Genomic DNA, 20,518 nt, shown 5'->3' on the forward strand with positions numbered 1-20,518 from the left:
CACCTAATTTGCCGTAATTTATCACGCTGCAAATAAGGTGCTATTAAATCCTTTAAAGTTTGTTAATTTCACGGCTCACCGTAAACTCGCTTGAAGTTACATGACGCTCCATATCTTGAAGGCGAGTATCTACACGCGTTAAACGCTCTTTTAAATCTTGCAATGCGCGGCGCGGTGGCTCGCCCTTTTGCCATACTTTAAATTTTACTTCTAGCGGATCGTCAGTTTTAGTTGAGCTTTTAGTTTGCACTGTTGCGGGCTCTTTCTTATCTAAAATGAACCAGGCTGCAATATACGCTACCACAAATAATGGGCCACCCGTTAGCAGTACCGCACTAACAAATATAATGCGAACTAACCATAACTCCATATTAAAGTAGTCACTTAATCCCGCACATACTCCGGCTATTTTACCGCGTTGTGGGTCTCTTAATAATTCGCGTTTGGCACTCATACTTTGCGTCTCCATTGTGGTGACTCTTGATCAAGTAATGCTTCAAGTGTTTCAACCCTGTCTGCCATTTTTTCGGCTTTATGTGCAAGCTCAAGTAACTGGCGATGTTCGTGTTCACTTAAACCTTGGCTTACTTGTTTTTTGCTACGGTAATGTAAAATTAACCACAGCGGTGCAACAAAAATCATAAATATAACAAATGGTACAATTATTACGTCTGAATCAAACATAATCCTCTCCTGACAATCCGTTTTGATGTTTTTAAGCAGTGGGGCACTTTAAGTACCCCTTTATAAGTTATTTATCAGCTAGCTTCTTTTTAAGTTCGGCTAGCTCATCATCTATCTTTTCATTTTTTTGTAGATTAGCAATTTCGTCCGCTAACGTCTTTTTACCTAAATCGTAAGACTCAATTTGAGATTCTAGTCCATCAATTTTAGTTTCGTAACGTTCAAAGCGATTAAGTGCGTCTTCTACTTTAGAGCTATCAAGCGTCTTTTTCACTTCAAGGCGCGACTCAGCCGAACGCTGGCGAAGTATAATTGCCTTTTGACGAGATTTCGCATCTGCTAGTTTTTCTTGTAGCGTCGTTACTTCTTGTTGTAGTTTCTCGATATGAGACTCTACATGTTCAAGTTCACTAGTGACTGAAGCAACGGCATCTGCCGACTTTTGCTTTTCAAGTAAGGCTGAACGCGCTAAATCGTCGCGGTCTTTACTTAAAGCCAGTTCGGCTTTATCCTGCCAATCACTTACCTGCGCTTTAAGTGTATCTAAGCGGCGTACAATTTCTTTTTTCTCAGCCAGTGTTTTAGCTGATGTAGAGCGTACTTCAACAAGCGTATCTTCCATTTCTTGAATAATCAGACGAACCATTTTTTCTGGGTCTTCTGCTTTATCTAAAATGGCGTTGATATTAGAATTAACAATATCTGCAAAACGTGAAAAAATTCCCATAACATTTACCTCTGTAATTAAAACGTAGTTAGTCTGCTATAACTAGTATCAATATGCTTGCCAACTTTTTAAAAGTTAAAATACACTTTATTTTCATTACGTTAAACTAAATATACAAATTTCTTTAGTTATCCCTAATTATGAAATACACTAACTGTTAGTAAAAATGACCAAGAGTTAGGAAATATGAGCCAATATCGCCAACAGGATAATTTACTCGGCCAATCAGATAGCTTTCTGTCTGTACTCGATCAGGTATCGCAACTGGCTAATTTAGATAAACCGGTACTTATTATTGGTGAACGCGGCACAGGTAAAGAGTTAATAGCAGCACGCTTGCACTTTTTATCAAAACGTTGGGATCAAAACTACGTAAAACTTAACTGTGCAGCGCTTAACGAAAACTTACTCGAAAGTGAATTGTTTGGCCACGAAAGCGGTGCTTTTACGGGGGCAAGCAAACGCCACGAAGGTCGTTTTGAACGCGCTAACAGCGGCACACTATTTTTAGATGAATTAGCTAATACCTCAGCTATGGTACAAGAAAAACTGCTGCGCGTTATAGAATACGGTGAGTTTGAACGTGTTGGCGGCAAACAAACTGTAAAAGTAGATACCCGCTTAGTATGTGCGACAAACGAAGACCTCCCTTATTTAGCTGAGCAAGGTGAATTTAGAAGTGATTTACTCGATCGCCTTGCCTTTGATGTAATTACCCTGCCACCACTGCGCGAACGTCAAGACGATATTATGCTTCTTGCGGAGCAATTTGCGATGAATATGGCACGCGATTTAGAGTGGGAACTGTTTAGCGGTTTTACTCGAAGCGCAACAGAAACACTCCTTAGTTATGATTGGCCTGGTAATATTCGTGAACTTAAAAATGTGGTTGAACGCAGTTTGTATCGCCACGGTAGTGAACATATCCCCGTTCACCAGATTATTTTAGACCCATTTGATAGCCCATTTAGACCAAAAGCGCGCATAAAATCACCTATAGCGGCTCAAACTGTTAATGCAGAGCCTATTGCTGTTGCGCCACCGATTGCTCAAGCAAGCAGTAATATAGCCGTTGATATTCAATTTCCATGTAGCTTAAAAGAGCGCTCAAACGACTTTGAAATAAACATGATTAATAAAGCGCTCGAACATAGCCAATTTAATCAAAAGAAAACTGCAGAAGTACTTGGTTTAACGTATCATCAATTACGTGGTTATCTTAAAAAATACAACTTGTTGGATCAACAATAGTCAGAGGTTATGCGGGTGCATAAATTATTACTTGTTTTGCTTGCCACCACTTTAGTTGGTTGCCTTGATAGCAAAGAAGAAATCATAGAAGAAAAAAACCAAGGCTTAGTTTATTGCGCTGAAGCTAACCCTGTGTCGTTTAATCCGCAAGTAACGACCACCGGTTCAACTATTGATATAATTGCTAACCAATTATACGACCGCCTAATTAGCATTGACCCTGTTACGGCAGAGTTTCAAAGTGAGCTGGCGAGCGATTGGAAAATTAGTAAAGATGGTAAATCGGTTACCTTTACCCTGCGTAAAGATGTAAAGTTTCATACAACTTCTTATTTTACGCCGTCGCGTGATTTTAACGCCGACGACGTTATATTCACCTTTAGCCGATTATTCGATGTATACAATCCATATCACTTTGTGGGCGATGCCAATTACCCGTATTTTCAAAGTGTGGGGATTGATCAACTCATTCGTAAAATTGTGCGCGTGTCTGACTACCAAGTGCGCTTTGAGTTATTTAATCCTGAAAGTAGCTTTTTAGCTAATATGGCTACCGACTTTGCTGTGGTACTTTCAGAAGAATACGCCATGGAACTTAAGAAAAACAAGCAAGAAAACTTGTTTGATCAGTATCCTATTGGCACCGGCCCGTATATTTATAAAGAATACCGTCGAGATCACCTTGTACGCTTTTACCGTAATCCACTTTATTGGAAGCACGACGTTGTCCTTGAACAATTAGTTTACGATATAACGCCTAACGGCACTACGCGCATAGCAAAAATGCTGACTAAAGAGTGCGATGTAACGGCTCATCCAAGTAGTGCACAATTGAGTATTTTAGCGCAACGTGATGATATAAATATTGAAAAAGAAACAAATTTAAACATAGGGTATTGGGCATTTAATACAGAACGTGCCCCGTTCGACGACTTGCGCGTGCGCCAAGCACTCGCGCATGCAATAGATGTAGATAAAATAATGCAAGCGGTTTATTACGGTAACGGTACTCGCGCACAATCTATTTTACCGCCAACCTCTTGGGCGTTTGAGCCGCAAGAAGATATACCTACATTTGATCCAGAACTCGCTAAAAAGTTACTAATTGAAGCAGGCTTGCCTGATGGCTTTGATATGACAATATGGGCAATGCCTGTAAGTCGTATTTATAACCCCAACGCACGTAAAATGGCTGAGCTTATGCAAAGTGATTTACGCAAAGTGGGCGTTAATGTAAGCATTGTAGAATATGAGTGGAATACGTTTATTCAACGTATTGGCGAGCACAGGCACGACAGTGTATTACTTGGTTGGGCCGCAGATACACCCGATCCTGATAACTTTTTTAGCCCACTGTTGAGCTGTACCGCTACTTTTAGTGGTAAAAATCCAGCAAACTGGTGTAATCCTCAATTTGATCTATTGCTTACTCAAGCACTCGATACGACTGATTTAAACAAACGTAAAAAATACTACGAAGACGCACAAAGCTTAATTATTAAAGAGCTGCCATTATTGCCTATTGCTCATGGCCTGCGTTTTCAAGCAAGTAGCGCAGATGTGGAAGGCATAACACTTGGCCCGTTTGGCGCTATTTCGCTTGCCAATGCGAGGAAAAAATAATGATCTTAGATTATATTTTGCGCCGCCTTGGTTTGTTCTTTTTTATGATACTGATGCTCAGCGTATTTACATTTTCACTGGCGTATTTATTTCCCGGTGATCCGCTAAGTAATTTAAGTGGCATACCAAGTAGTAACTTTGCACAGCATAGTGAGCTTGAAGACAAATATTTATATAACAGCAATTACTTTATGCAATACATTGCCTTTCTGGGGCGAATATTCCAAGGTGATTGGGGGCTTTCGTTTGCCTCTGGTAACAGTGTATTTAGCCATATTGTTGATTTGCTACCGGCTACTTTAGAACTAAGCGTGTACGCATTAATAGTATCGGTTGTTATTGGTGTACCTACTGGTATTTTAGGCTCTGGCTACCATAAACGTTGGCCCGATAAACTTATAAACTCGACCACTATGGTGGGCTATTCAATGCCTGTATTTTGGCTCGCATTGTTATTAATAATGGTTTTTTCGTTAAAGCTTGGCTGGTTTCCTATGTCAGGCCGAATGGGGCTCCTTTATGAGATACCCGCAAATACTGGGTTTATTTTAATTGATATTGCACTGGCTGGTTTTCCATATAAAGGAATGGCCTTTATTGATGCGCTACGCCATTTAACGCTCCCTACTATTGTACTGGCCATGTATCCGACCACTGTATTAGTGCGCTTTACTCGCGAATCTATGCTTAAAGTAATGGATCAAAACTTTATTAAAACAGCTAGGGCAAAAGGCCTTAATCGCCGCCAACTTATCATGCACCATGCACTGCGTAATGCATTACTGCCGGTAATTAAGCAAATTGGTTTGCAATTTAGTACGCTAATAACGCTTGCGATGATTACCGAAGTTATTTTTTCTTGGCCGGGTATTGGCCGGTGGTTAATCGATAGTATTTATCAGCGTGACTTTCCAGCAATTCAAGGCGGATTAATGGCAGTGTCTTTATTTGTTATTTTAGCCTCTATTACAGCTGAACTTACTTACACTTTATTCGATCCACTCTCGCGGAATCAGGCCCATGGCAAAGTTTAATTTATTTTCTGAAGAGTCGAATAAATCGCCACTCGCGCGATTTTGGCGAAAGTTTAAAAATAACCACCCTGCTTTGGTTGGTTTATGGATATTTATGGCGTTTGCATTATTGGCCGCCACAGCTCCTTTTTTAGCCCCTTATGGTGTAAACCAACAGCATAGTGATGCACTACTTATTCCACCATCGTGGCGAGAAATGGGCGATGTACGCTTTATTTTAGGCACCGATGATTTAGGTCGCGATGTACTCTCGCGCTTAATGAATGGTGCTACGTATACGTTTGGGCTTTCTGTTGTAGCCGCCCTGATCACAACCATTTTTGGTGTATTAGTGGGTACTTTTGCAGGAATTAGCAAAGGACTTCGTTCAAGCTTTTTAAATCACTTACTTGATATAACCCTTTCTATTCCTTCTTTGTTATTAGCAATAATAATAATCGCTATACTCGGCCCGGGTTTAATGAATACCGTATGGGCAATTATTTTAGCGTTACTGCCGCAATTTATTCACTCAGTGCGTAACCTGATTGTTGATGAATTAAGTAAAGATTACATTACTGCGTTTAGGCTCGATGGTGCGTCTAATTGGCATATTATATCGCGTGGTATTTTCCCTAATATTTATGAGCATATTGTGGTTATATTCACGATGGCGCTTTCTACCGCTATATTAGACATTTCAGCACTGGGATTTTTAAAATTAGGAGCTCAGCCACCGACGACCGAATGGGGCGCAATATTAGCCGAAAACTTAGGCCTTATTTATTTAGCACCTTGGACTGTAGCGCTACCTGGTGTACTGTTATTTTTAGCCGTGTTATCTACTAATTTAGTAGGCGATGGCCTACGACAAGTGCTAAAAGCACGTAAGGCTGATTAAATGCAATTACTCGATGTTCGTAACTTAACAATTGAACTACGTACCTCTGAAACTGTAATTAGAGCCGTAGACAGAGTGAGCTTTAGCTTAAAAGAAGGCGAAGTACATGCGCTTGTGGGCGAATCGGGCTCTGGTAAAAGCCTAATAGCAAAAGCGATTATTGGTGTATTAAACGAACGCTGGGATATTACGGCCGACCGTATTCATTGGCGCGGCGTAGACTTAATGCGTTTAAGCCCAGAAAAACGCCGTAAGATAGTAAGCCAAGATATAGCGATGATTTATCAAGATCCAAGTCGCTGTCTTGATCCGACCGCTAAAATATTTGATCAAATTGCTGAAACACTCCCAGAGGTCGCAACTAAAGGTTTCTTTTTAAAACGCAACCGTGAGAGAAAAGACAGAGTAAAAGCGCTTATTCATAAAGTGGGTATTAAAAACCACGAAGCGGTACTAAGTAGCTACCCTCATGAGCTCTCAGAAGGCGTATGTCAAAAAGTAATGATTGCAATGGCCATTGCCCGCACTCCAAAGCTATTGATAGCTGATGAGCCAACTACAGCGCTTGAGAGCACAACTCGCGCACAAGTATTTAGGTTATTAAAAAGCTTAAACCAACTTAAAAATATGTCTATTTTAATGATCTCTCATGAGCTTGAAGAGATTGCACATTGGTCGCATGGCATTCATGTTTTATATTGCGGGCAAATGGTTGAAGCAGGCCCAACCCATGAAATATTTAAACAGCCTCGCCATCCTTACACACAAGCATTATTAAAAAGCTTGCCAGACTACGAACAAGGTCTAGCGCATAAAGAACCTTTTTATGCACTTAAAGGGACTATCCCTACTCTGCAACATTTGCCTATTGGCTGTCGCCTCGGGCCGCGTTGCCCGCAAGCACAAAAAGCCTGCGTGGTAACGCCAGCTCTTACTAAGCATCATGGTCATAGTTATGCGTGCCATTTTCCGTTAATTAAGGACATGAAATAATGCAGCCGCTACTAAAAGTACAAGCACTATCAAAAACATTCAATGTGCGAGCGGGGCTTTTTTCACGTAAAAAGTTTGAAGTACTTAAAAATATTTCGTTTTGTGTGGGTAAAGGCGAAAGTATTGCCATAATTGGTGAAACAGGTGCAGGTAAAAGTACATTAGCAAAGCTGCTTTCAGGGGCTGATACTGCTGACAGCGGGCAAATTTTACTCGAAAATAATATTATTGAAGATAATGGCGTACGCGATAATCAATGTCGGGATATTCGTATGATTTTTCAAGACTCAGCTGCATCGCTCAACCCGGGGCTAACCATAGGTGAAATGCTTGATGATTGCCTGCAATATAATACAGAGCTTGATGCCAGCGAACGAGCTGAAAAGATTGATGCAACGCTTTCAAAAGTGGGTCTATTAATTGATCATAAACACTACTACCCGCATATGTTTAGTGTGGGGCAACTACAGCGTGTGGCGTTTTCTCGTGCATTAATTTTAGATCCTAAGGTGATTGTGCTCGACGAAGCTGTTTCGTCTTTAGACCCTTCTATACGCGCGCAAATAGTGAATTTATTACTTAAGCTACAGCGCGACACTGGCCTTACGTATGTGATGATCACCCACCATTTAAGCCTAGTGCGCCACATCAGTGATTATGTGGTTGTACTCGACAAAGGCGAAGTGGTTGAATACGGCCCTACTGAAGATGTTTTTCAAAACCCCCAATCAAAAGTAACGCAGCGATTACTGAGCTGCTAAAAGCAGCTTTCTAATCACCAAACTCGACTTCTTTGCAATGTAACCTCGTTTATGAAGGTCTTTGTTAAATGCGTAATTTAACAACTAAAACCATAAAGAGGATCTATGCTAAAAAAAACATTACTCACAGGCATTTCATCATTAGCGTTATTGCTGCTATCAACAACTTCAATAGCTGACGAAAACTCTGCCCCTAAAAGTTGGGTTGGTGGCATTGATCATTTAGGTTTAACCGTATCAAACTTAAATGCATCCAAAGCATTTTTTACTGATGTACTTGGTTTTAAAACGCTAGGAAATGACCCTGTCTATCCCGCTTATTTTTTATCAAACAATAAAATAACCATTACATTATGGCGCGTAAAAAATGATGAAAAACGTGTGGAGTTTAATCGGGCAGAAAATGTGGGCCTACACCATTTAGCACTCAGTATTGAAAGTATCAAAAAGTTAAGCGAGCTACATACACACTTAAAAATGCAAAATAATATTATCATAGAGTTTGCACCAGAAAACTTAGGTAAAGGTCCAACCCAACATATGATGATAAGAGAGCCTAGCGGCAATCGGATTGAGTTTATTGCCAGAGGTAATTAATACCAATCCGCAATAATGCTTAATTAAGCGAATTGGTAATATATCAACTTTGCTCAAGACAATAAAAAAGGCGCTTTAAAAGCGCCTTTCTTTATGAGCTAAAATTAATTATTCAACAGTTTGTGTAGCCGTTGGTAAGTTAAGTTCAGCATTTGCTTTCAGCGCTTCAATAAACACCATGTAGTTTTTATTAGCTTGCGCCATAGTAATGCTTTGTTTTGCTTGAGGATCAATATTAGCTGCAACTTGTGCATCTGTTACCGACTTAAGCGCAACAATTGCTGCATCACCATTATTTAAATTAACAAGTTCAACTACCGCAGAGTCTGCTGGGTGAGCCATTTTGAATGCTTGAGTCACAATAGCAGGTGAAACAGTATAGCTTTGACGCGTTAACTGCGCTTCTTGACGAACAGTTAAGCTTTGCTCGCTCGCTACATCATTTAAGCTCTTACCTGCTTGTACTTCTGCAAATAAGCTACGCGCTTTTTCTTTAGCAAGCTCTGATGATTTTTCATTAACTAAACGCGCTTTAATTTGCTCGCTTACTTCATCCAGCGGTTTAGTAGCAGCAGCTTTATGCTCGTTAATACGAACAATAATTGCATGCTCCTCACCAAGCTCAATAACTTCAGAGTTTACTTTATCTTCAAGTAAATCAACTGATGTTAGTGCTGTTACAACTGCAGGGCTGTTTAACGGCTCCGGAAGAGCATTAAGTGCTAAAAGAGGCGTAGATTTAACTTCCACTTCAGCAACTTCTGCAGCATCGTCTAAGCGGTCTGAAATTTCAAATGCAAGTGCACCCATTTCAGTTTGCTTTTCGTAAAATGCATCTACTTTTTCAGCTTGTTCTAGTTCAGCACGTAAGTCAGCTTTAACATCGTCATACGCTTTAACTTGTTGTGGTTGAATGTCTGTAAGTTTAATTATGTGATAACCAAACTCAGAAGCAACAACCTCAGAAATGTCACCTTTGTTTTGAAGTGCGAAAGTCGCATCTTCAAATGCAGGGTCCATTACGTCACGTTCTATCCATTCAAGATCGCCGCCCATTTCGCCACTAACGATATCGTCAGATGATGATTCTGCTAACTCAGCAAAGTCTGCACCTTGTTCTAGTTGTGCATGAAGTGCATTGGCTTTTTCTTTTGCTGCGTCATCGTCTTCACTGTTATCAATTAAGATATGTGATACGCGACGCTTTTCTGGCTCAACGTATTGTGCTTTATTTTGCTCGTAATACGCTTTAACGTCATCCTCGGTTACCGATTCAACATTAATATCTGATGCTTTAAGCTCAATATAACTTACTGAGATAAGCTCTGGAGATAAAAATTGTGATGCGTTTAGCTCGTAGTAATCAGACACTTCTTGCTCTGATACTTCTACGTTCGCGGCAAGTGCTTCTTTATTAATAACTAAGTAATCAATGCTTCGAGTTTGCTGCTGCAGAGCGATTGCGCTTTTAAGCTCGCTCTCTAGTGCAAAGTCTGTACCTGCAACAGCAGATACTACCTGACTACGTGTCATATCTTTACGTAAGTATTCACGAAAAGCATCTGGTTGAAAGTTCATTTGACGAATTACTTGTAAGTAACGATCGTTATTAAACTTTTCACCAATTTGAAAGTACGGTAGTTCTAAAATTGTTTTACGTACACTTTCGTCGCTTACGCGAAGGCCTAAATCAGCCGCTAGCTGTGATTGCAATTCTTGTTGTACTAAGCGGTCAACTACACCTTGGCGAATTTGCGCCATGTAATTTGGATCAGCGGCAATTTGTGTAAAGTATTCACCAAATTGTTGCTCTAAACGGCTTCGTTCATTTTGGTAAGCACGGTTAAAATCGGTTTGACTAATTTTAATTCCATTTACTTCAGCAACGGGTTGTTCTGTGGTTTGACCTAAGTAACTACCGATCCCTGCTAAGGCAAAAGATAAAATCACCGCGCCTAAAATTATTTTGGCTACAGGTCCTTGCGAACCTTCTCTGATTTTCTCAAGCATTTGTTTATCTCTTTTTGATCAAGGTATTTTACCTTGTCACATGTAAAAAAAGCGTATCTTACCAGATACGCTTTTTCACTTGAAGTAACTGGCGGTAAAGTTACTTAATTCATCTGTTGTGGTGAATCAGTAACTTTACACTCGCCATAACTAATGTGTTTAAAACAGTGATTAGTTTACTGCGTCTTTAAGCGCTTTACCGGCTTTAAAAGCAGGAATAGTTGCAGCAGCAATTTGGATTGTTTCACCAGTTTGCGGGTTGCGGCCTGAACGTGCAGCACGGTCACGTACTGAGAAAGTACCGAAACCAACAAGTGCAACTGAGTCGCCTTCTTTTAGCGCGCCAGATACAGATTCGATGAATGAATCTAGTGCACGACCTGCAGCCGCTTTAGAAATGTCAGCATCAGCTGCGATTTGATCGATTAATTGAGATTTATTCACAATATCATCCTCTTTCATTGTTATTATCAAGAGCGATGGTTTTTTAAACTAACATCACTTTTTTGAAAATTGTAGAGCAAACTTTTAATGCTCACATGATTATATTTTTCTTAAGCCTACGCCCCATAAGGGCTAGGCTTGAAAACCAGTGCTTAACTTATCATACCGTTTAGATTTGAAAAGCCCTAAAAAGCACTTTTTTTAGCTTTTTTCTTGGTTTTTAGGTGTTTCGACCGAAAAACTCTCAACAGGATGCACTAAAGCAAGCTTTAACACCTCGTCAATCCAAGTAACTGGGTGAATATCAAGACCTGCCAGCACGTTGTCTGGGATCTCTTTTAAGTCACGTTCGTTAATTTTTGGAATGATGACTGTTTTAATTCCACCACGATGAGCTGCTAATAATTTCTCTTTTAAGCCACCAATAGGAAGTACTTCACCACGTAACGTAATTTCACCGGTCATTGCAACATCTGCTCGTACAGGGTTACCCGTTAAGCTAGATACAAGACCTGTTACCATTGCTGCACCCGCACTTGGGCCATCTTTTGGTGTTGCTCCTTCAGGTACGTGTACGTGAATATCACGCTTTTCGTAAAAGTCGCTATTTATGCGAAATGTATCTGCACGATTACGTACTACCGTCATTGCCGCTTGAATCGACTCTTGCATTACATCGCCCAGTGAACCGGTATAAGTTAACTTGCCTTTACCTGGTACAGCCGCACATTCGATTGTTAGCAAATCACCGCCAACTTCTGTCCATGCTAAACCTGTAACTTGACCAATACGGTCGCCGTCTTCAGCTTTACCATAATCAAAGCGTTGCACACCTAAAAAGTCTTCTAGGTTATCTTGATTGATAGTCACTGTTTTAGTGTCTTTTTCGAGTAAGATATTTTTAACGGCTTTACGGCATAGTTTTGAAATTTCGCGCTCAAGGTTACGTACACCCGCTTCACGTGTGTAGTAACGAATAATGCCAATAATTGCACTATCCTCAATTTCAATTTCAGACTCTTTTAAGCCGTTACGTTTTACTTGTTTAGTAATTAAGTGCTCTTTTGCAATGTTTAACTTTTCATCTTCGGTGTAACCCGATAAGCGGATAACTTCCATACGGTCCAGTAATGGGCCAGGAATGTTAAAGCTGTTTGATGTTGCTACAAACATAACATCAGATAAATCGTAATCTACTTCAAGATAATGATCAGCAAAATGGCTATTTTGCTCAGGATCAAGCACTTCTAATAGAGCTGATGCTGGGTCTCCACGCATGTCAGCTGACATTTTATCAATTTCATCTAACAAGAATAATGGATTTTTAACGCCCACTTTTGTCATGTTTTGAATTAACTTACCTGGCATTGAACCGATATATGTACGGCGATGACCACGAATTTCAGCTTCATCACGTACGCCGCCTAATGCCATACGCACATACTTACGACCAGTTGAACGCGCGATAGATTGCCCTAGCGATGTTTTACCAACACCTGGTGGCCCAACTAAACATAAAATTGGCCCTTTAAGCTTATTAGTACGCTGTTGTACCGCGAGGTACTCGATAATGCGTTCTTTTACTTTATCTAAGCCATGGTGATCGCTATCAAGAATTTTTTGCGCGCCCGCTAAATCTTTTTTCACTTTAGAGCGTTTTTTCCAAGGTACGTTAATTAACGTATCAATGTATGAACGCACTACAGTTGCCTCTGCAGACATTGGCGACATCATCTTAAGCTTATTAAGCTCTGTCGTCGCTTTGTCTTGTGCTTCTGTTGGCATACCCGATTCTTCAATGCGCTTTTTAAGTGCTTCAAATTCATCAGGTACATCATCAAGCTCACCCAATTCTTTTTGAATGGCTTTCATTTGCTCATTGAGGTAATACTCGCGCTGTGACTTTTCCATCTGCTTTTTAACGCGGGTACGAATTTTCTTCTCAACTTGCAGTAAGTCTATTTCGCCTTCCATTAATGCCATTAAATATTCAAGACGTTCTGTCACGTTTGAAATTTCTAGCACTTTTTGTTTTTCAGGTACTTTTAATGGCATATGGGCTGCCATTGTATCAGCAAGGCGCGCTGGCTCATCGATACCTGAAACTGAAGTTAGTACTTCAGGAGGAATTTTTTTATTTAGCTTTACATAGCCTTCAAACTGGCTAATTGCGCTACGAATAAAAATTTCTTGTTCTTTCTCGTCTACCGAATCAGATTCAATAAATTGAGCATTAGCTACAAAAAAGTCTTCGTTATCTACAAATTCTTCGATTTGTGCGCGCTGTGTACCTTCTACTAAAACTTTAACTGTACCGTCCGGTAATTTTAATAACTGAAGTACAGTGGCAATAGTGCCGATACGATAAATATCTTCTTGCTCAGGTTCATCTACAGTTGCATCTTTTTGTGCAACCAAGAAAATTTGTTTGTCTTTGTCCATTGCCGCTTCTAGGCATTTTATTGATTTTTCACGGCCTACAAAAAGCGGGATCACCATGTGCGGATATACCACAACATCGCGCAGTGCAAGGACTGGGATTTCGACTCGGTCGGTTCTCTCAAGCGTCATTATAGTTTCTCTTCGCACTTAATTTATTTTAAAGATTACTCAAGTATATGGGGATAACCTAATTAAAGTTCAACAATTTTCCCTTACTCGATTAAATTAATTATAAAAAAAGGAGCCTAAGGCTCCTTTTTTCACTCAAATAGCTTAAAAACTATTCTGATGCAGCTTTATCTTGTTTATTATTTTCATAAATCAAGATTGGGTCTGACTCACCTTTAATAACGGTTTCATCAATAACCACTTTGCTTACGTCATCCATTGAAGGAAGTTCGTACATAGTATCAAGCAACACACCTTCAACGATTGAACGAAGACCACGTGCACCTGTTTTACGCTCCATTGCTTTGTGGGCAATTGCAGCTAAGGCATCATCACGGAACTCAAGTTCAACGTCTTCCATACCAAACAATACTGAAAACTGTTTAGTAATCGCGTTTTTAGGTTCACTTAATATTTGCACAAGAGCAGCTTCGTCAAGTTCTGTTAACGTAGCAACTACTGGCAAACGACCTATAAACTCAGGAATTAAGCCGTATTTAACTAAATCTTCTGGTTCTACGTCTTTAAATGTTTCACTTAAAGAACGACTCGCCGCAGACTCTTTTACGCTAACGCCAAAACCGATACCGGTATTTTTGTGGCTACGTTGCTCAATTACTTTATCTAAACCTGAAAATGCGCCACCACAAATAAACAAGATTTTAGAAGTATCTACTTGTAAAAACTCTTGTTGTGGATGTTTACGACCACCTTGCGGTGGAACAGAAGCAACGGTGCCTTCAATCAGTTTAAGTAGCGCCTGTTGAACGCCCTCGCCCGATACATCACGCGTAATTGACGGGTTATCTGATTTACGAGAAATTTTGTCAATTTCATCAATGTAAACAATGCCACGTTGCGCTTTTTCAACATCGTAATCGCACTTTTGTAAAAGCTTTTGAATGATGTTTTCAACATCTTCACCTACATAACCTGCTTCGGTTAATGTAGTGGCATCGGCCATAGTAAACGGCACATCAAGTAGACGCGCTAACGTTTCTGCAAGTAATGTTTTACCACTACCTGTTGGACCGATAAGCAAAATATTACTTTTACTTAATTCAATGTCTTGCTTAGTCGATTGGTTACGCAGGCGTTTATAATGGTTATAAACGGCAACAGACAATACTTTTTTAGCATGATCTTGGCCAATAACATAATCGTCTAAGTGTTTACGAATTTCTTTTGGTACAGGTAGTTTGTCAGACGTATCATGCTTAGGAGCAATGTCTTTGATCTCTTCCCTGATAATATCGTTACACAACTCTACACATTCATCACAAACGTATACTGAAGGGCCTGCAATTAATTTACGCACTTCATGTTGGCTTTTGCCACAAAAAGAGCAGTATAACAATTTATTACTTTTGTCGCCGTCTGTAGGAGTGTCAGACATTCAGCTACCTCATTTTATTACGTTGGCCACCAAAACTGTTGGCGGCTATTTCAATACGCTTTAACTATACCAAAATTTATTAGTTTTCGCATAGTAACTCAAAGTGGCAAACAGGCAATCCCGCTCACCAAGCGCTTACTTTTTATCGCGATTTGTAAAAACTGAGTCTACCAAGCCGTAATCTACAGCTTGCGTGGCACTCATAAAGTTATCACGATCTGTGTCTTTAGAGATAATATCCAATGGTTGGCCTGTATGCTCAGCCATTAAGCGATTAAGCTTAGCTTTAATAGACAGAATTTCTTTAGCGTGTATTTCAAAGTCAGATGCTTGACCTTGGAAACCACCTAATGGTTGGTGAATCATCACACGAGAGTTTGGTAAACAAAAACGTTTACCTTTAGCGCCAGCAGTAAGTAAAAAAGCACCCATGCTTGCAGCTTGACCTACACATATTGTACTTACATCTGGTTTGATGAAGTTCATTGTGTCGTAAATAGCCATACCCGCAGTTACTGAACCACCTGGTGAGTTAATATATAAAAAGATATCTTTATCAGGATTTTCTGATTCTAAAAATAGCATTTGCGCTAAAATCAGATTTGCCATGTTGTCTTCAACTTGACCTGTTAAAAAGATAATACGCTCTTTTAATAATCTCGAATAAATATCATACGAGCGCTCGCCTTTTGGTGTTTGTTCAACAACCATTGGGACCAATGCATTTAGGGGATCTGTAATACCAGTATTCATACTTATTTAATTCCTTATGCGCTTATACTTATCCTTATTATAAGGAAGCATAGTTATCGTTTTTCGCAAATTTAGAGCCAAAAACTAAAATGGCCCGGGCACGCTGTATAAACAGAGTAGCACGAGCCATTTAATCGTTAGCGAGAGCTTAAGTCAATGACTTATTAAGCACCTTGCTGTGGATTCATGATGTCATCAAATGCTTTTTCAACATCAGTAACAACTGCTTTAGCTAAAATAGCTTCAACAGCTTGCTCTTCCATTGCTACATTACGCATTTGCTGCATAAGTTGATCATTACCTTTGTAGTATTCTACTACTTCAGTTGGATCTTCGTATGCAGAAGCTACCGTTGCAATTAATGCTTCAACTTTAGCGTCATCAACTTTAATCTCGTTAACTTTAATCACTTCACCTAATAAAAGGCCAGTTTTAACACGTGTTACAGCTTGCTCGTGGAACAATTCAGCAGGAAGCTCTGGCATGTTTTGAGCGTCGCCGCCAAAACGTTGAGCTGCTTGCTGACGTAGAGCATCAACTTCTTGATCAACTAGTGCTTTAGGCACTTCGATTTCGTTGTTAGCTAAAAGACCTTTGATTGCTTGGTCTTTAACGCTTGCTTTAACCGCTTGGTCTAGCTCACGTGTCATGTTCTTTTTAACTTCTTCTTTAAGCGCGTCTACGCCGCCTTCGGTAACACCGAATTTAGTTGCAAACTCTTCGCTTAATTCTGGTAACTCTTGCGCTTCAACTTTTTTCACTGTGATAGTGAATTGAGCCGCTTTACCTTTTAAGTTTTCAGCGTGGTAATCATCAGGGAAAGTTACATCAGCAACTACTTCTTCGCCTGCTTTTTTACCTACGATGTTATCTTCAAAACCTGGGATCATACGACCTTGACCAAGTTCTAATGGGAAGTCTTCAGCTTTGCCGCCTTCAAATACTTCACCGTCGATAGTACCTACGAAATCAACTGTTACACGGTCGTTTTCGCCAGCAGCTGTATCAACATCAGCCCACTCAGCGTGTTGCTTACGAAGTGTTTCTAGCATGTTAGCTAAATCTTCGTCAGTTACTGTTACCGCTGGTTTCTCAACAGTAATTTTATCTAAACCTTGAACTTCAACTTCAGGGTAAACTTCAAACGTTGCTGAGAACTCTAAATCTTTACCTGCTTCAAGTGATTTAGGTGCGAATGTAGGCGCGCCAGCTGGATTGATTTTTTCAGAAACGATTGCTTCGTAAAAATTACGTTGCATTACTTCGCCAGCAACTTCTTGACGAACTGCAGGGCCAAAACGCTTGTTAATTACAGATACTGGAACTTTACCAGCACGGAAACCATCTATACGCTGTGTTTTTGACAGTTGTTGTAGGCGTTTTTTTACTTCGGTCTCAACGTTCTCTGAAGGAACGGTGATAGTTATACGGCGCTCAAGGCCTTGGGTCGTCTCAACAGAAACTTGCATGATTTACCTCAATATTCAATTTTGGCGACTGTTCGCCTTCCTTTACAAACAAAGTGATCTGCATGAGTCTTGATAAAGTTTAAGCGGTTTTTCACACTTAAAAGCATCCGTCGCTACCATGAGATACCATTGCTGCTTTGCCCTTCGGGCACTATGTTAAACAATAGACGCGGCATTATAACCTAATATTTATGATAGTCGAGTATAGGGGGCAATTATTTGGACTAGATAAGGGACTATAGAGACTAACTGAATAAAAAACAGGCTAACTGAGCATTGAATAGAATAAAATACAAATTATTTAATAGAATTAAAGGCTAACGAATTTAGATTTATAACTTAGAGGATTTTATTTATTATTCTTACTAGATAAGAAAATGGTCGGCGATGCAGGATTTGAACCTGCGACCCCTTGGACCCAAACCAAGTGCGCTACCAAACTGCGCTAATCGCCGACATTGAAGAGTTAACTTCTTTTTTCATACTGAACACTTAAACTGAGAGTTTAAGACCATTTTAAGAAAATGGTCGGCGATGCAGGATTTGAACCTGCGACCCCTTGGACCCAAACCAAGTGCGCTACCAAACTGCGCTAATCGCCGAAACTTATTATTGTTAGCGAGTGACCTCGTTGACAACGGGGTGCATAATAGTGATTTGACGGGGTTAGGTCAAACGTTTTTTTAATAAAACCAATCAAGTGCTCATTTTTAGTGCACAATGGTTAAATATTACAATAGTAGGCTGAAATTTAAACTATTTAACAACTCAAATGTTATATACATTAAAAGCAACTTGGCGCTGCTATGCTTTTCTGCGAAAATAGTAGGCACATTATAAAACGAGTTATATAAAGAGTATGTTTTCTTTATTAGCATTTTTACCCCTATTTTATTATGCACTCGTTTTTAGAGTATCGGTATCTAGTTAATTAACCCCAATTAAAGGTCACCCATGACGGCAAACATCATTGATGGTAAGGCAATCGCAAAACAAGTACGTAGCGCTGTAGCAGAACGCGTAAGTGAACGTGTAGCAAATGGTTTACGTGCACCAGGACTTGCAGTAGTGCTCGTTGGACTTGATCCAGCAAGCCAAGTTTATGTTGGTTCAAAACGTAAAGCCTGTGAAGAAGTTGGCTTTATCTCTAAATCATTTGATTTACCAGCAGACACACAAGAGCAAACTCTTTTAGATTTAATTGACGAGCTAAATAATGATGCCGAAGTTGATGGGATTTTAGTGCAGTTACCACTGCCAAAAGGCCTTGATGCTGAAAAGATTTTAGAACGCATTACCCCACATAAAGATGTTGATGGATTTCATCCATATAACATTGGCCGATTAGCACAGCGTATGCCTGCTCTTCGCCCATGCACGCCTAAAGGTATTATTACCTTACTTGATTCAACGGGTGTACGTTATAAAGGGATGCATGCCGTGGTAGTTGGCGCGTCAAATATTGTTGGTCGTCCAATGTCGTTAGAGCTTTTATTAGCCGGTTGTACAACCACAGTGTGCCATAAGTTTACTCAAGACTTAGAAACACATGTTCGCCGCGCTGACTTATTAGTTGTGGCAGTGGGTAAACCTGAATTTATACCTGGAGATTGGATAAAAGAAGGCGCTATCGTTATCGATGTAGGCATTAACCGTTTAGATACGGGTAAATTAGTCGGTGATGTTCAATACAGTGTAGCTGAACAAAAAGCGCATTTTATTACACCTGTACCGGGTGGCGTTGGCCCGATGACGGTCGCTAGCTTAATTGAAAACACACTTGAAGCATGTGAGAAATATCACAGTTAAGCAGTTAAAAAATCAAAAAAGGGTTGCCATTTGGCAACCCTTTTTTAGTTAAACGTGAATTACTTTAAACGCTTACGCTTTACGCCACGTTGTTTTACCGGCTGAATCTTCAAGTATTACGCCTAATGCATTAAGCGCATCACGTGCTTCATCAGCAGCAGCCCAGTTTTTACTCGCACGTGCTTCATTACGTTTCACAATTAATGCTTCAATTGTCGCAACTTCGTCGTCATCTTGCCCGCCTTGTAAAAAAGCTTCCGGTGCTTGTTGAGCAACCCCTAGCACTTCACCAAGGCTGCGCAATATAAAGGCTAATTTGCCAGCTTGGCCTGCATCAGTGTCTTTCACGCGGTTTAGTTCTTTAGCAAGTTCAAACAACACAGGTAGTGCTTCTGGGGTATTAAAGTCGTCATTCATTGCTTTTCTAAATTTAGCAACAAACTCATTGCCTTCTAAATCGCACTCTACCGGTTCTACATCACGAAGCGCTGTATAAATACGTTCAAGTGATGAACGCGCTTGGTCTAAATTTTCTTGTGAGTAATTTAGTTGGCTGCGGTAATGGCCTGAAATTAAAAAGTAACGAACAGATTCGGCATCGTATGCTTTTAAAACTTCTCGCACAGTAAAAAAGTTATCTAACGACTTAGACATTTTTTCTTTGTTTACCTGAACCATGCCAGTATGAATCCATGTATTCACATACTTGCCGTTGTTTGCACAGCACGATTGCGCAATTTCGTTTTCATGATGTGGAAACTGTAAATCAGACCCCCCACCGTGAATATCAAAATGCTCACCTAAGTGCTTTGAGCTCATTGCCGAACATTCGATATGCCAACCCGGTCGCCCTTCACCCCACGGTGATGACCATGATGGTTCACCTGCTTTTGCTTTTTTCCATAACACAAAATCAAGTGGATCGTCTTTATCTTGAGCCACTTCAACGCGAGAACCTGATTGCAACATCGTTAAATCTTGCTGAGAAAGTGCACCGTATTGCTCAAACGTTGATACATCAAACAAAACATCGCCGTCAGCTGCAACATAGGCATGGCCTTTTTCAATCAAGCGCTTAACCATAACGATAATTTCATCCATATGGCTTGTAACTGTTGGTTCAATATCTGGGCGTAGCATATTTAAACTATCAAAATCTTCATGCATTGCTTTAGTCATGCGCACAGTTAAGTCATTTATTGACTCACCATTTTCATTCGCCCGTTTAATTATTTTATCGTCGATATCTGTAATGTTTCGCACATATTTTAAATCGTAACCAATATGACGTAAGTAGCGCACAATAACGTCAAAACCTACAAAAGTACGAGCGTGTCCAATATGGCAGTAATCATAAATGGTGATACCACACACATACATGTCGATTTTTCCTTCGACCATAGGTTTAAATTGCTCTTTTTGTCGCGTGAGTGTGTTGTATATATTTACCATTTACTTTGAGTCCTTGACTATTTAC

18 protein-coding genes and 2 tRNA genes are annotated in these 20,518 nt (G+C 40.0%); 8 read left to right on the plus strand and 12 right to left on the minus strand.

Features of this window, described 5'->3' with window-relative positions; translation table 11 throughout:
- Nucleotides 1-52: 52 nt before the first annotated feature.
- From pspC to pspA, 3 genes are all read right to left on the minus strand, one after another.
- The gene (pspC, locus tag I6E80_RS12385; RefSeq protein ID WP_007580963.1) at nucleotides 53-454 is read right to left on the minus strand and encodes an envelope stress response membrane protein PspC; all 402 of its coding nucleotides are present in this window, start codon (nucleotides 452-454) and stop codon (nucleotides 53-55) included.
- The gene (gene pspB, locus I6E80_RS12390) at nucleotides 451-684 is read right to left on the minus strand and encodes an envelope stress response membrane protein PspB (protein WP_002958332.1); all 234 of its coding nucleotides are present in this window, start codon (nucleotides 682-684) and stop codon (nucleotides 451-453) included. The genes pspC and pspB overlap by 4 nt, the downstream gene beginning before the upstream one ends.
- 67 nt (nucleotides 685-751) lie before the next feature.
- Nucleotides 752-1,411 (minus strand): phage shock protein PspA, encoded by a 660-nt coding sequence (gene pspA / locus I6E80_RS12395; protein ID WP_024600109.1) that lies wholly within the window; start codon nucleotides 1,409-1,411, stop codon nucleotides 752-754.
- Nucleotides 1,412-1,597: 186 nt separating this feature from the next.
- On the opposite strand from pspA, the gene pspF reads away from it, so the two are divergent.
- The 7 genes from pspF to I6E80_RS12430 all read left to right on the plus strand — a co-directional run bounded on the left by pspF (nucleotide 1,598) and on the right by I6E80_RS12430 (nucleotide 8,550).
- On the plus strand, nucleotides 1,598-2,662 hold the full coding sequence (gene pspF / locus I6E80_RS12400) for a phage shock protein operon transcriptional activator (RefSeq protein WP_197185658.1): 1,065 nt from the start codon (nucleotides 1,598-1,600) through the stop codon (nucleotides 2,660-2,662).
- A gap of 15 nt (nucleotides 2,663-2,677) precedes the next feature.
- Nucleotides 2,678-4,285 (plus strand): ABC transporter substrate-binding protein, encoded by a 1,608-nt coding sequence (locus I6E80_RS12405; protein ID WP_197185659.1) that lies wholly within the window; start codon nucleotides 2,678-2,680, stop codon nucleotides 4,283-4,285.
- The gene (locus tag I6E80_RS12410) at nucleotides 4,285-5,319 is read left to right on the plus strand and encodes an ABC transporter permease subunit (RefSeq protein WP_024600106.1); all 1,035 of its coding nucleotides are present in this window, start codon (nucleotides 4,285-4,287) and stop codon (nucleotides 5,317-5,319) included. The genes I6E80_RS12405 and I6E80_RS12410 overlap by 1 nt, the downstream gene beginning before the upstream one ends.
- The gene (locus tag I6E80_RS12415) at nucleotides 5,306-6,199 is read left to right on the plus strand and encodes an ABC transporter permease subunit (protein WP_024600105.1); all 894 of its coding nucleotides are present in this window, start codon (nucleotides 5,306-5,308) and stop codon (nucleotides 6,197-6,199) included. The genes I6E80_RS12410 and I6E80_RS12415 overlap by 14 nt, the downstream gene beginning before the upstream one ends.
- A complete protein-coding gene (locus tag I6E80_RS12420) occupies nucleotides 6,200-7,192 on the plus strand; it encodes an oligopeptide/dipeptide ABC transporter ATP-binding protein (protein WP_002958338.1) in 993 nt (330 codons plus the stop codon).
- Nucleotides 7,192-7,953 (plus strand): ABC transporter ATP-binding protein, encoded by a 762-nt coding sequence (locus I6E80_RS12425; RefSeq protein WP_024600104.1) that lies wholly within the window; start codon nucleotides 7,192-7,194, stop codon nucleotides 7,951-7,953. Before I6E80_RS12420 ends, I6E80_RS12425 begins: the two co-directional genes overlap by 1 nt.
- A gap of 105 nt (nucleotides 7,954-8,058) precedes the next feature.
- Entirely contained in the window at nucleotides 8,059-8,550 is a 492-nt protein-coding gene (locus tag I6E80_RS12430) for a VOC family protein (RefSeq protein WP_197185660.1), read from the plus strand.
- 108 nt (nucleotides 8,551-8,658) lie between these two features.
- Here the strand turns inward: I6E80_RS12430 and I6E80_RS12435 are convergent, their stop codons facing one another.
- The 8 genes from I6E80_RS12435 to I6E80_RS12470 form a co-directional block, all read right to left on the minus strand.
- On the minus strand, nucleotides 8,659-10,560 hold the full coding sequence (locus I6E80_RS12435; RefSeq protein WP_076924469.1) for a SurA N-terminal domain-containing protein: 1,902 nt from the start codon (nucleotides 10,558-10,560) through the stop codon (nucleotides 8,659-8,661).
- Nucleotides 10,561-10,731: 171 nt separating this feature from the next.
- A complete protein-coding gene (locus tag I6E80_RS12440) occupies nucleotides 10,732-11,022 on the minus strand; it encodes an HU family DNA-binding protein (protein WP_157823336.1) in 291 nt (96 codons plus the stop codon).
- Nucleotides 11,023-11,205: 183 nt separating this feature from the next.
- Nucleotides 11,206-13,575, minus strand: coding sequence for an endopeptidase La (lon, locus tag I6E80_RS12445; protein WP_024600101.1), 2,370 nt, complete (start codon nucleotides 13,573-13,575; stop codon nucleotides 11,206-11,208).
- Between the two features lie 151 nt (nucleotides 13,576-13,726).
- A complete protein-coding gene (gene clpX, locus I6E80_RS12450; RefSeq protein WP_002958344.1) occupies nucleotides 13,727-15,010 on the minus strand; it encodes an ATP-dependent protease ATP-binding subunit ClpX in 1,284 nt (427 codons plus the stop codon).
- A gap of 135 nt (nucleotides 15,011-15,145) precedes the next feature.
- The gene (clpP, locus tag I6E80_RS12455; RefSeq protein ID WP_024590978.1) at nucleotides 15,146-15,763 is read right to left on the minus strand and encodes an ATP-dependent Clp endopeptidase proteolytic subunit ClpP; all 618 of its coding nucleotides are present in this window, start codon (nucleotides 15,761-15,763) and stop codon (nucleotides 15,146-15,148) included.
- A 164-nt stretch (nucleotides 15,764-15,927) separates the two neighbouring features.
- Nucleotides 15,928-17,232 (minus strand): trigger factor, encoded by a 1,305-nt coding sequence (gene tig / locus I6E80_RS12460; protein WP_197185661.1) that lies wholly within the window; start codon nucleotides 17,230-17,232, stop codon nucleotides 15,928-15,930.
- Between the two features lie 378 nt (nucleotides 17,233-17,610).
- A tRNA-Pro gene (locus I6E80_RS12465) sits at nucleotides 17,611-17,687 on the minus strand.
- 70 nt (nucleotides 17,688-17,757) lie between these two features.
- Nucleotides 17,758-17,834: transfer RNA gene (locus tag I6E80_RS12470), tRNA-Pro, on the minus strand.
- Between the two features lie 352 nt (nucleotides 17,835-18,186).
- Between I6E80_RS12470 and folD the strand changes: the two genes are divergently transcribed.
- A complete protein-coding gene (folD, locus tag I6E80_RS12475) occupies nucleotides 18,187-19,041 on the plus strand; it encodes a bifunctional methylenetetrahydrofolate dehydrogenase/methenyltetrahydrofolate cyclohydrolase FolD (protein WP_002958348.1) in 855 nt (284 codons plus the stop codon).
- A 72-nt stretch (nucleotides 19,042-19,113) separates the two neighbouring features.
- On the opposite strand, the gene cysS is transcribed toward folD, so the two are convergent.
- Nucleotides 19,114-20,493, minus strand: coding sequence for a cysteine--tRNA ligase (cysS, locus tag I6E80_RS12480; RefSeq protein WP_024600099.1), 1,380 nt, complete (start codon nucleotides 20,491-20,493; stop codon nucleotides 19,114-19,116).
- Nucleotides 20,494-20,518: the final 25 nt, after the last annotated feature.

Source organism: Pseudoalteromonas sp. NSLLW218, assembly GCF_015864775.1.
GTDB lineage: Bacteria > Pseudomonadota > Gammaproteobacteria > Enterobacterales > Alteromonadaceae > Pseudoalteromonas.

What these genes read in the sequence shown, in the direction of transcription:
- pspC (WP_007580963.1), bottom strand. Translation starts at nt 454, where the DNA reads ATGAGTGCCAAACGCGAATTATTAAGAGACCCACAACGCGGTAAAATA.
- pspB (WP_002958332.1), bottom strand. Translation starts at nt 684, where the DNA reads ATGTTTGATTCAGACGTAATAATTGTACCATTTGTTATATTTATGATT.
- pspA (WP_024600109.1), bottom strand. Translation starts at nt 1,411, where the DNA reads ATGGGAATTTTTTCACGTTTTGCAGATATTGTTAATTCTAATATCAAC.
- pspF (WP_197185658.1), top strand. Translation starts at nt 1,598, where the DNA reads ATGAGCCAATATCGCCAACAGGATAATTTACTCGGCCAATCAGATAGC.
- I6E80_RS12410 (WP_024600106.1), top strand. Translation starts at nt 4,285, where the DNA reads ATGATCTTAGATTATATTTTGCGCCGCCTTGGTTTGTTCTTTTTTATG.
- I6E80_RS12415 (WP_024600105.1), top strand. Translation starts at nt 5,306, where the DNA reads ATGGCAAAGTTTAATTTATTTTCTGAAGAGTCGAATAAATCGCCACTC.
- I6E80_RS12420 (WP_002958338.1), top strand. Translation starts at nt 6,200, where the DNA reads ATGCAATTACTCGATGTTCGTAACTTAACAATTGAACTACGTACCTCT.
- I6E80_RS12425 (WP_024600104.1), top strand. Translation starts at nt 7,192, where the DNA reads ATGCAGCCGCTACTAAAAGTACAAGCACTATCAAAAACATTCAATGTG.
- I6E80_RS12430 (WP_197185660.1), top strand. Translation starts at nt 8,059, where the DNA reads ATGCTAAAAAAAACATTACTCACAGGCATTTCATCATTAGCGTTATTG.
- I6E80_RS12435 (WP_076924469.1), bottom strand. Translation starts at nt 10,560, where the DNA reads ATGCTTGAGAAAATCAGAGAAGGTTCGCAAGGACCTGTAGCCAAAATA.
- I6E80_RS12440 (WP_157823336.1), bottom strand. Translation starts at nt 11,022, where the DNA reads ATGAAAGAGGATGATATTGTGAATAAATCTCAATTAATCGATCAAATC.
- lon (WP_024600101.1), bottom strand. Translation starts at nt 13,575, where the DNA reads ATGACGCTTGAGAGAACCGACCGAGTCGAAATCCCAGTCCTTGCACTG.
- clpX (WP_002958344.1), bottom strand. Translation starts at nt 15,010, where the DNA reads ATGTCTGACACTCCTACAGACGGCGACAAAAGTAATAAATTGTTATAC.
- clpP (WP_024590978.1), bottom strand. Translation starts at nt 15,763, where the DNA reads ATGAATACTGGTATTACAGATCCCCTAAATGCATTGGTCCCAATGGTT.
- tig (WP_197185661.1), bottom strand. Translation starts at nt 17,232, where the DNA reads ATGCAAGTTTCTGTTGAGACGACCCAAGGCCTTGAGCGCCGTATAACT.
- folD (WP_002958348.1), top strand. Translation starts at nt 18,187, where the DNA reads ATGACGGCAAACATCATTGATGGTAAGGCAATCGCAAAACAAGTACGT.
- cysS (WP_024600099.1), bottom strand. Translation starts at nt 20,493, where the DNA reads ATGGTAAATATATACAACACACTCACGCGACAAAAAGAGCAATTTAAA.